The organism is Paracoccus sp. PAMC 22219 (assembly GCF_000787695.1).
Lineage (GTDB): Bacteria > Pseudomonadota > Alphaproteobacteria > Rhodobacterales > Rhodobacteraceae > Paracoccus.
The window spans coordinates 1-9,387 of sequence record NZ_BBPH01000199.1 but is presented as its reverse complement, the minus strand read 5'-3'; the positions used below and the strand labels follow the sequence as shown (position 1 = coordinate 9,387).

Genomic DNA, 9,387 nt, shown 5'->3' with positions numbered 1-9,387 from the left:
CAATCCCCGCACCGTCCACACGCTGCCCAATGGCGACGTGCTGGTGGTCCAGTCCCGCGCGCCCGAGGGCAAGCCGAAATACCGCCCCAAGGATTTCATCCGCGAATGGGTGATGGCCTTTGCCGCAGGCGGCGACGACGCCCCCCCGGCGGAAAGCAACCTGATCACCCTGCTGCGCGACACCGACCGCGACGGCACGGTGGACGAACGCCATGACCTGCTGACCGGGCTGCATTCGCCCTTTGGCTTGGCATGGATCGACGACACGCTCTACGTCGCTGCCGCCGATGCGGTGGTGTCCTATCCCTATGCCTTGGGCGAGACGGTGATCAATGCCGAACCCACCACGCTCAGCCCGCTGCCGGGCGGTCCGCTGAACCACCACTGGACCAAGGATCTGGCGCTCAGCCCGGACGGGACGATGCTGTATGCGTCGGTCGGCTCGAACTCGAACGCCGCCGAAAACGGGATGGAGGCCGAAAAGGGCCGTGCCGCGATCTGGCAGATCGACCGCGAGACCGGCGCGTCCAAGATCTATGCGTCGGGCCTGCGCAATCCGAACGGGCTGACCTTCAACCCCGACAGCGGCGCGCTGTGGGCGGTCATCAACGAACGCGACGAACTGGGCCCGGACCTGGTGCCGGACTATATGACCTCCGTCCAGGAGGACGGGTTCTATGGCTGGCCCTACAGCTATTACGGCGATCACGTCGACGAACGCGTGCGCCCGGCGCGGCCCGATCTGGTCGAGACGGCGATCTCGCCCGACTATGCGCTGTCCAGCCACGTCGCGGCCTTGGGTCTGGTGTTCACCAACGGGGCGGCGATGCCCGACGCCTTTGCCAACGGCGCCTTCGTCGGCCAGCGCGGCAGCTGGAACCGGGACGAGTTCAACGGCTACAAGGTGTCCTATGTCCCCTTCGCCGATGGCAACCCTGACGGGATGATGCAGGATGTCGTGACGGGGTTCCTGGTCGACGGACAGGTGCATGGTCGCCCGGTGGGTATGGGACTTGACGGGACTGGCGCGCTGCTGGTGGCCGATGACGCCGGAAACACCGTCTGGCGCGTTGCCGCCGCCGATGGCACCGTGATCCCCGAGCCGATCGACAGCGACCGGATCGAGGCGCCTGCCGAAACCCCGGCCGCCGAAGCGCCCGCGCCGGCAACGCCGCACCCGCGACCACGGCGCCGGCGATACCGGAGCCAGCCGCCCCGGCAGCCCCGGCAGCCCCCGCGAACTGATCGCCCCTTGCGATCCGATGCCGCCATGCGATCATGGCGGCATCCTGCATTTTGGAAAGCGCACCATGTCGTTCAGCAGCTGGAAAGAGGACAAGGCCAAGACCGCCCTCATCGACGATGCGCAGGCGCTTGCCGACAAGCTGGCTGACGCCAAGCCGCATTTCGTCGAAAGCCATGCCGCCGCCGCATGGTTCTGGCAGGCGTTTCATTTGGCCGACGGGCAGGACCTGTACGGCCTGTCCGACTGGACCCCGGCCGCGCGCAAACGCTTTGCATCGGGGGCGGTGACGCAGATCGCCGCCCTGCGCAAGGCGCGCGAATACGACAGCAGCGACGGTCTGGCGATCTGGATGCACACCGCCCGCGCGCTGGCCGAACCGCAGATGGTCCCCGCCGTCCGCCAGATCTGGCATCATGTCCAGCATGCGCCGCTGAACGCCGATACCATGGCGCAGGACCTGATCGAGGATGCGGGCCTGACCTATGTCCCCGGCCGCCGCGTTCCCGACGGGTTCGGCATCGACGACTAGGGGCTACTGTCTTCCAAACTGTCGAACCACGCCACATAGGGTGTGTTGTGCACCATGTGCCGTCCCGGATCGGGGGCCCCGTCGGTCCACCAGACGGGTCCGCGTTCCCCCAGCAGGACCTTGGCGGCATCCACGGCGCGGCGCGCGTCGGCCAGGTCTGCGGCATCACCCGATGCCTTGGCCGCCTTGACCATCCGCCGCGCGTCCATCAGGGCCGCGACATGCCGCGCGCGGGTTTCGGGGTCGAGACCCGGATCGGACGCCCGCCACAGCCGCCCCCGGACCACGATATAGCGCCTGTCCGGGGTGTGCAGAACCGCGCCGCGATCAGCCATCGCGCGCCGCCAGACGACCGCCAAGCCCCGCGGCCAGCATCGCCGGAACCGCCAGCGCCGCCAGCAGGGCCAGCGCGAACAGCGCCATCGCCCCGGCTTGTGTCTGCACCAGCATCACGGGCAACTGCGCCAGGGTCAGCACCAGTCCGGCCAGCCACGCGCGGCGGCGCAGCCATGCCCCCGCAAGTCCGGACGCCAACAGCATCGCCGGATAGGCCAGCGTCCAATAGATGCCGGCGTCCCATGGCTCGGCCACCCCGGTGGCCGCGCCAAAGACGCTCCAGGCAGCAATGCCCAAAAGGGCGATGCACAGGATTCTGACGGTGACGGACAGGGTCATTTGCGGGCCTTCGCATGCGCTACGCGGCCACCGAACCACAGAATGCGGCAGGTTGCACCCCGCGCCGGGATCACGCTGTGGGGACCAACGCCTGTTCCGCCGCGTCCCGGACCGTGAACCGCGAGGTCGCCGCATCGCCCTGATACAGCGCCGCCCACCGCACGGCATTCCGGGCCAGATCATCCACCGCATGGATGATCCGGTCCGCCTTGGCATCGTCCAGCAGCGCCGAAAAGTTCAGCCGCACCCAGCCCGGCTTCTCCGTGTCGTGCCCTCGCGCGATGCGGTCGAACAGGTCGTCCGACTGCGCCCGGTCGATGCCCAGCAGCCGGTGGGCATAGCTGCCCGCGCAGGCGCAGCCGCCCCGCGCCTGTACGCCGTGGATGTCGGACAGCATGCGCGTGAACAGTTGGTGATGGACCAGCCCGCCCTGCCCGTCACGGATGCGGAAGGACAGGATCGGCAGGCTGTCGGTCGGCGCGTCCGGGGCCATCATCTGGATCGCGGGGTTTTTGCGCCAAACCGCCAGCGCCCGGTCGCGCAGGACGCGTCCGCGGGCGGTGATGAACTCCTGTCCCAACGCCTGTTTCGCGATCATCGCCAGCGCCACGCGGATGTCGCCGATGACGTTGGGGGTGCCGCCCTCCTCTCGCGCGCACAGCGACGTCGCGTAGGCGTGGCCCCAGGGCGAGACAAAGCTGACCGTGCCGCCGCCCGGCAGGGTCGGCGTCGCGCGGCGCGCGATGGCGTCGCGGACGACCAGCACGCCCGACGCCCCCGGCCCGCCCGGAAACTTGTGCGGAGAGAATACGATGGCGTCCTTGGCGGCGTCCGTTCCGGCCTGCATCGACATCGGGACATAGGGCGCGGCGGCGCCGTAATCCCAGATCGCCACCGCGCCATGCGCGCGCAGGATACGGGTCGCCGCATCGGTGTCGGTCAGGATCCCGGTCACGTTCGAGGCCGCCGAAAAGCTGCCCACCAGCAGATCCGCCCCCGCATGCCGCGCCAGCACCGCGTCCAGAACCTGCAGGTCGGGACCACCGGTCGCGGCCTCGGGGATCTCGATCACCGCGGCGCCGCTTTCGCGCCAAGGCAGGATGTTGGAGTGGTGCTCATAGGGACCGATGACCACCACGGCCCGACCGCCCCGGGCAATGATGCCCGCAATGTCCAGAAGACCCACCAGCCGGTTCAGCCCCGCGGTGGACCCCGACCCCGCAAAGATGGTGCTGTATCCCGGCCCCGCGCCGACCAGGTCCGCGACGCAGGCCCGCGCCTCGGCCCGCAGGCGGGAGCAATAGGCGCCGACAAAGGACGCCTGCGTGTGGGTGTTGGCGTAATAGGGCAGGACGCGGGTCATCACGAACTCCTCGACCTGGCGCAGCGCGCGGCCCGAGGCCACGTAATCGGCATAGATCATCGGCACCGGACCGAACGGCCCGTCGATCACCACATCGTCGCCAATCAGCCCCGCCCGCAGGCCTGCCACGGTGTCGTCCGCGCCCACCGTCGCCCGAAATTCGTCCAGAAGTGCCATGAAAACCCCGATCCCACCTGCGTTTCGCAATGAATAGCCACGCGCGGGCGCGATTTCATTCCTTGTCTGTTGCATTCTGACGCAGATATTGGGTCATGTGACCCAAGAACCGGGGAAATGGCATGGACCGCATCGACAGGCGCATCCTTGAGGAACTGCAACGCGACAGCGCGATCTCGCAACGCGTGGTGGCGGAACGCGTAGGATTGTCGCAGAACGCCTGCTGGCGGCGGATGCAGGCGCTGGACAAGGCGGGCGTGATCCGCAACCGCACCGTGACGCTGGACCGCGACAAGCTGGGCATGGGGCTGGTTGTGTTCGTGATGATCAAGACCCGCCACCATTCCGCCGATTGGCTGGCGATGTTCCGCAAGCATGTGTCGGCCATTCCCGAGGTGATCGATTTCTTCCGCATCGGAGGCGAATACGACTATATGCTCAAGGTGGTGACGCAGGACATGGGACGCTATGACCTGTTCTATCAGCGCCTGATCTCGGGCATCGAGCTGCACACCGTCACGTCGCATTTCGCGATGGAGGCGATCGAGGAACAGCGACCCATCGCGCTTGCCTGACGGAACGAAAGCCCCATGAACCAGAACAGCGACATCGTCCAGCGCCTTGCCACCCGCCTCAAGGAGGCGCGCCGCGCCAAGGGCCTCAGCCTGGACGCGGTGGCGCGGCTGTCGGGCGTGAGCCGGTCGATGGTCAGCCAGATCGAACGCGCGGAATCCAGCCCCACCGTCGCCACCCTGTGGAACCTGACGCAGGCCCTGCAGGTCGATTTCGCCGGGTTGTGGGAGGCGCGGGTCGAACGCGACATCCGCGTGGTGCAGGCGGGCGCCGCGCCGGTGATCGCCGACCGGGGCCGCGACGTGGTGATCCGCATCCTCAGCGCGCCGCAGACGGTGGGTGAACACGAGATCTATGAGATCCGGCTTGGCCCCGGCGCCTCGCTGGATTCCGCGCCGCACCGGGCGGGCTGCCGCGAGGATGTCGTGGTGCTGGACGGCGCCGTGACCATCACGTCGGGCGACGAACAGGTCGGGCTGTCGCAGAACGACGCCGCCAACTATGCCGCCGACCGCCCGCACAGCGTCACCGCGGGCGATGCCGCGGCCCGCGTGCTGATGATCGTGCGCGACAGCTGATCCGTCATCGCGGACGGCATTCTTTTATCTTGCCCGACGGATGCAAAGGCCCTAGCGTCCGTTAAAACGGAGGGAATGACTACATGACGGATGCAAGCGCGTTTCTGGACAGCGTCAGCCAGCAGCTGGACCAGATTAGCCAGGAAGGCCTGACCAAGCGGGAACGCCTGATCACCGGGCCCCAGGGCAGCCGCATCGACGTGGCGGGCGCGCCCACGATCAACCTGTGCGCCAACAACTATCTGGGGCTGGCGAACCACCCTGCCCTGCGCGCGGCGGCGGTGGCGGCGATGGACAGCCACGGCTTTGGCATGGCGTCCGTGCGGTTCATCTGCGGCACGCAGGACCTGCACCGACAGCTGGAACAGCGGCTGGCCGGATGGCTGGGCCATGACGACGCGATCCTGTTCGCGTCCTGTTTCGACGCCAACGGCGCCCTGTTCGAGCCGCTGCTGGGCCCGGAGGATGCGGTGATCTCGGACGCGTTGAACCATGCGTCGATCATCGACGGCATCCGGCTGTGCAAGGCGCGCCGCTATCGCTATGCGAATGGCGACATGGATGCGCTGGAATCCCGGCTGCGCGAGGCGCGCGACGGCGGGGCGCGGTTCATCATGATCGCCACCGACGGTGTGTTCTCGATGGACGGGCATCTGGCGCCCCTGCCCGCGATCCGCGACCTGGCCGACCGCTATGGCGCGCTGGTGATGGTCGATGACTGTCACGCGGTGGGCATCATGGGCCCCAAGGGCGCGGGCACGCCGCAGCATCTGGGCGCGCGGGTCGACCTGCTGACCGGGACGCTTGGCAAGGCGCTTGGCGGCGCGCTTGGCGGCTATATCGCCGGGCCACAGCCGGTGATCGATCTGCTGCGCCAGCGGGCGCGACCCTATCTGTTCTCGAACGCGCTGCCGCCGTCGATCGTCGCCGCGGGGCTGGCCGCGATCGACCTGATCGAGGGCGCGGACGACCTGCGCGCGGACCTCGCGCGCAAGACCGCGCATTGGCGGGCGGGCCTGACCGATGCAGGGTTCGATCTGCTGCCCGGCCAGCACCCCATCGTGCCCGTCATGCTGTCCGAGGCGCCGCTGGCGCAGGCCATGGCCAGCGCGCTGGAACGGCGCGGCGTCTATGTGGCGGGGTTCTTCTTTCCCGTCGTGCCGCGCGGTCAGGCCCGCATCCGCACCCAGATGAACGCGGCCATCGACATGGCCGACCTGGACACCGCCCTGCAGGCCTTTGTCGACGCGGGCCGCGAAACCGGGGCGATCCGATGAAGGCGCTGGTCAAGACCGGCCCCGGAGAGGGCTTGGCACTGCAGGACCGGCCCATCCCGCAGATCGGCCCGTCGGACGTGCTGATCCGGGTGCGCAAGACCGGCATCTGCGGCACCGACGTGCATATCTGGAACTGGGACGAATGGGCCGCCCGCACCGTCCCCGCCCCCATGATCATCGGTCACGAATTCGCCGGAGAGATCGTCGAGCTGGGTCGCGACGTCACCGGCCTGACCTTGGGCCAGCGCTGTTCCGGAGAGGGGCACCTGATCGGCCATACCAGCCGCCAAAGCCGGTCGGGCCAGTTCCACCTGGACCCCGAAACGCGCGGCATCGGCGTCAATGTCCCCGGTGCGTTCGCCGAATACCTGTCGCTGCCCGCCTTCAACGTGGTGCCGCTGCCCGACAGCGTGCCCGACCGGATCGGCGCGATCCTGGACCCGCTCGGCAATGCCGTGCACACCGCGCTCAGCTTTCCGCTGATCGGAGAGGACGTGCTGGTCACCGGCGCGGGGCCCATCGGCATCATGGCGGCCGCCGTCGCCCGCCATGTCGGCGCGCGCCATGTGGTCATCACCGACGTGAACCAGACGCGGCTGGACCTGGCCGCGACGGTGGCCGACGTGGTCCCCGTCAACGTCGCGTCCGAAGATTTACCGTCGGTCTGCGCCCGGCTTGGCCTGCGCCAGGGGTTCGACGTGGGGCTGGAGATGTCGGGCAACGCCGCGGCCTTCGACCAGATGGTCGGCGCGATGGTCATGGGCGGGCGCATCGCGATGCTGGGCATTCCCGCCGCGCCCACGCTGGTCGACTGGAACCGCATCGTGTTCAAGTCGCTGGTCATCAAGGGCATCTATGGCCGCGAAATCTTCGAGACCTGGTACAAGATGCTGGCCATGCTGGAAAACGGCCTGGACGTCAGCGCCGTCATCACCCACGACCTGCCGATGGCCGAATTCGAACAGGGGTTCCGGACCATGAAGGCCGGCCAAAGCGGCAAGATCGTTCTGGACTGGGACCAGGTCTAGCCCGCCGCCGCGATGGCCTGCACGACATCCTGCAGGCGGTCGCGTTCAGAGGGCAGCATCTTGTCCCGGCACCGCGCCATCGCCTCGGCCGAATGGCGGCGGGCGGGGGCGGCGAACTGTTCCGGGGCGATCTGCACCAGCGCCAGCAGCGATTTCTGCAGCCGCATCTGCACCGCAAAGACGCCCGCGCCGTCGCGCGCGATGGGCGGGAACAGGTCGTCCATCATCTCCTCGACCGACAGGGCGGGCACCCAGATCCGCGGGTGGTCCAGCGTCACCTCGCGCGGCTCGGCGCAGGCGGCCAGCAGGCGCACCGACCGGCCCAGGATGTCGATGGCCGTCCCCGGATCGTTGACGGCGGGCGACAGGGCGCGTTCCGCGATCTCTGTCAGCACGGTCAGGCCAAAGCGCGGGTCCTGGTCATAGGTGCGGCTGTCGTCGACGGTCAGCGCCTTGCACAGATCGGCGTCCGTTGGCGGATCGTCCGATCCAGCACCGGGGGCGATCCACAGGGCTGGCAGCCCCGGATGCATGAAGCTGCCCGGCAGCGCCGCCAGATGGATGTCCACACCCGCCTTGTCCGCCATCGCCTGCAGGGCGGGAATGTCCACATGCACCAGATACCCGATATCCGGATGACCGACGACGCGGGCGCCGGTGGCGGTCCTGATCCTTGGTGACCGCCCAGAAACGGCGTGGTCAGCCGGTCGTCCAGGGCGGTGCGCGTGGCTTCTTCGACCTTGCGGATGGAATCGTTCATCAGGCCGAAGACGGTCAGATGCGCGATCCAGCGCAGGATCGCGATGACGATGATGACCACCACCAGGATCGTGGCCACGAACAGCACCAGCCGGTCATTGTCCGAATAAAATCCCGCATTCAGCGCGATGATGCCGATCAGGCTGAACAGGAACGACCCCAGAAAGGTCGACAGCACCCGCTGCGTGGTGCGGTCCGATCGTAACAGATGGGTTGCCCGCGGCGTCACCGATCCGGATGCCGCCGCAAGCGCCGACACCATGATCCCAAGTGAAAAGGTCACCACCGACAGCATGGAACTGGCCAGGACCGACAGCACCGCCTCGACCGCGCCCGACCCCAGCTTGTCGCCCAAGCCCGCGGGCAGCCTTGACCCGATCAGCGGCGCGACAAAGGCCGTGCCGATGCCCAGCACCGTGTAAAGCGCCGCGACCACCCAGATCTTTTGCGACACCCTGGCAATGAACCACCTTACCCTGGACGACATCCGCACCCCTTGCCCGCTGACCGTGAATCGTGGCCCGGACCATGACCCGGAACCGGGGCCGGGGTCCAGATGCCGCCGGCGCCTAATTGCGCGGGCTGACCCGCAGCGGCTGAAAGATCGGGCCGTCGGGGCCGTCCGCCAGATGGGCGGTGATGCCGAAGACCCGCGCCAGCAGGTCGGGGGTCAGCACGGATGCCGGGGGGCCGTCGGCCACGATGCGGCCCCGGTCCAGCACCACCAGCCGCGTGCAATGCCGCGCGGCCAGACCCAGGTCGTGCAGCGACGCGATCACCCCGCGGCCCTGCCCGGCCAGACCCGCGAACAGGTTCATGACGCCGATGGCGGCGGCGGGGTCCAGCCCGGCGATCGGCTCGTCCGCGATCAGCAGGGGGGTGTCCTGGGCCAGCGCGCGGGCGATCAGGACGCGGGCCTGTTCGCCGCCAGACAGGGTGGTGGCGTCGCGGTGGCGCATGGGCATCAGGCCCAAGGCCACCAGCGCGTCGCGGACCGCCGGGTGATCCCGCGGCGCGGCGGCCTCGGCATGGGCGATGCGGCCCAGTGCCACGACCGCGTCCACCGGCATCGGCCAGGCGATGTCGCGGCCCTGCGGAAGATACGCCGCCTGCCGCGCCCGCGCATCCGGCGACAGCACCGCCAGCGACGACCGCCCCGTCGCGGGCAGCAGGCCCAGAGCC

Annotated in this window: 11 protein-coding genes and 1 pseudogene; 6 read left to right on the top strand and 6 right to left on the bottom strand. The window is 68.7% G+C overall.

Annotation, left to right across the window (positions count from 1 at the left end; all coding sequences use genetic code 11):
• Together TY51_RS18210 and TY51_RS18205 are read left to right on the top strand one after the other, a co-directional pair.
• Positions 1-1,393, top strand: a 1,393-nt coding sequence (locus tag TY51_RS18210) for a sorbosone dehydrogenase family protein (protein ID WP_156118120.1), incomplete at its 5' end; no start/stop codon positions are given.
• Complete coding sequence (locus TY51_RS18205; protein ID WP_042252378.1) at positions 1,311-1,775, top strand: hypothetical protein; 465 nt, start codon at positions 1,311-1,313, stop codon at positions 1,773-1,775. The genes TY51_RS18210 and TY51_RS18205, both read left to right, overlap by 83 nt.
• On the opposite strand, the gene TY51_RS18200 is transcribed toward TY51_RS18205, so the two are convergent.
• The 3 genes from TY51_RS18200 to TY51_RS18190 form a co-directional block, all read right to left on the bottom strand.
• A complete protein-coding gene (locus tag TY51_RS18200; RefSeq protein WP_042252382.1) occupies positions 1,772-2,110 on the bottom strand; it encodes a hypothetical protein in 339 nt (112 codons plus the stop codon). The two genes, TY51_RS18205 and TY51_RS18200, sit on opposite strands and share 4 nt — an antisense overlap.
• Positions 2,103-2,450 (bottom strand): hypothetical protein, encoded by a 348-nt coding sequence (locus tag TY51_RS18195; protein WP_052650449.1) that lies wholly within the window; start codon positions 2,448-2,450, stop codon positions 2,103-2,105. The genes TY51_RS18200 and TY51_RS18195 overlap by 8 nt, the downstream gene beginning before the upstream one ends.
• Before the next feature lie 70 nt (positions 2,451-2,520).
• Positions 2,521-3,990, bottom strand: coding sequence for an aminotransferase class V-fold PLP-dependent enzyme (locus TY51_RS18190; protein WP_042252376.1), 1,470 nt, complete (start codon positions 3,988-3,990; stop codon positions 2,521-2,523).
• 122 nt (positions 3,991-4,112) lie between these two features.
• Between TY51_RS18190 and TY51_RS22270 the strand changes: the two genes are divergently transcribed.
• The 4 genes from TY51_RS22270 (at position 4,113) to tdh (ending at position 7,446) form a co-directional block, all read left to right on the top strand.
• Positions 4,113-4,565 (top strand): Lrp/AsnC family transcriptional regulator, encoded by a 453-nt coding sequence (locus TY51_RS22270; protein WP_042252374.1) that lies wholly within the window; start codon positions 4,113-4,115, stop codon positions 4,563-4,565.
• 15 nt (positions 4,566-4,580) lie between these two features.
• Positions 4,581-5,141: a helix-turn-helix domain-containing protein gene (locus TY51_RS22265; RefSeq protein ID WP_042252371.1), complete on the top strand. Its 561-nt coding sequence runs from the start codon at positions 4,581-4,583 to the stop codon at positions 5,139-5,141.
• Between the two features lie 83 nt (positions 5,142-5,224).
• Complete coding sequence (locus TY51_RS18175; RefSeq protein WP_042252368.1) at positions 5,225-6,418, top strand: glycine C-acetyltransferase; 1,194 nt, start codon at positions 5,225-5,227, stop codon at positions 6,416-6,418.
• The gene (gene tdh / locus TY51_RS18170) at positions 6,415-7,446 is read left to right on the top strand and encodes an L-threonine 3-dehydrogenase (protein WP_042252366.1); all 1,032 of its coding nucleotides are present in this window, start codon (positions 6,415-6,417) and stop codon (positions 7,444-7,446) included. Before TY51_RS18175 ends, tdh begins: the two co-directional genes overlap by 4 nt.
• On the opposite strand, the gene TY51_RS24150 is transcribed toward tdh, so the two are convergent.
• The 3 genes and pseudogenes from TY51_RS24150 to TY51_RS18160 all read right to left on the bottom strand — a co-directional run.
• Positions 7,443-8,075: a DUF2254 family protein gene (locus TY51_RS24150; RefSeq protein ID WP_255351440.1), complete on the bottom strand. Its 633-nt coding sequence runs from the start codon at positions 8,073-8,075 to the stop codon at positions 7,443-7,445. The genes tdh and TY51_RS24150 overlap by 4 nt on opposite strands.
• Positions 8,076-8,161: 86 nt before the next feature.
• Positions 8,162-8,692, bottom strand: a pseudogene (locus TY51_RS24145) (DUF2254 family protein); the annotation flags it as partial.
• An 82-nt stretch (positions 8,693-8,774) separates the two neighbouring features.
• The coding region (locus tag TY51_RS18160) for an ABC transporter ATP-binding protein (protein WP_042252363.1) at positions 8,775-9,387 on the bottom strand (613 nt) is incomplete at its 5' end.

Coding starts and splice junctions, on each gene's coding strand:
- TY51_RS18205 (WP_042252378.1), top strand. CDS start 1,311: ATGTCGTTCAGCAGCTGGAAAGAGGACAAGGCCAAGACCGCCCTCATC.
- TY51_RS18200 (WP_042252382.1), bottom strand. CDS start 2,110: ATGGCTGATCGCGGCGCGGTTCTGCACACCCCGGACAGGCGCTATATC.
- TY51_RS18195 (WP_052650449.1), bottom strand. CDS start 2,450: ATGACCCTGTCCGTCACCGTCAGAATCCTGTGCATCGCCCTTTTGGGC.
- TY51_RS18190 (WP_042252376.1), bottom strand. CDS start 3,990: ATGGCACTTCTGGACGAATTTCGGGCGACGGTGGGCGCGGACGACACC.
- TY51_RS22270 (WP_042252374.1), top strand. CDS start 4,113: ATGGACCGCATCGACAGGCGCATCCTTGAGGAACTGCAACGCGACAGC.
- TY51_RS22265 (WP_042252371.1), top strand. CDS start 4,581: ATGAACCAGAACAGCGACATCGTCCAGCGCCTTGCCACCCGCCTCAAG.
- TY51_RS18175 (WP_042252368.1), top strand. CDS start 5,225: ATGACGGATGCAAGCGCGTTTCTGGACAGCGTCAGCCAGCAGCTGGAC.
- tdh (WP_042252366.1), top strand. CDS start 6,415: ATGAAGGCGCTGGTCAAGACCGGCCCCGGAGAGGGCTTGGCACTGCAG.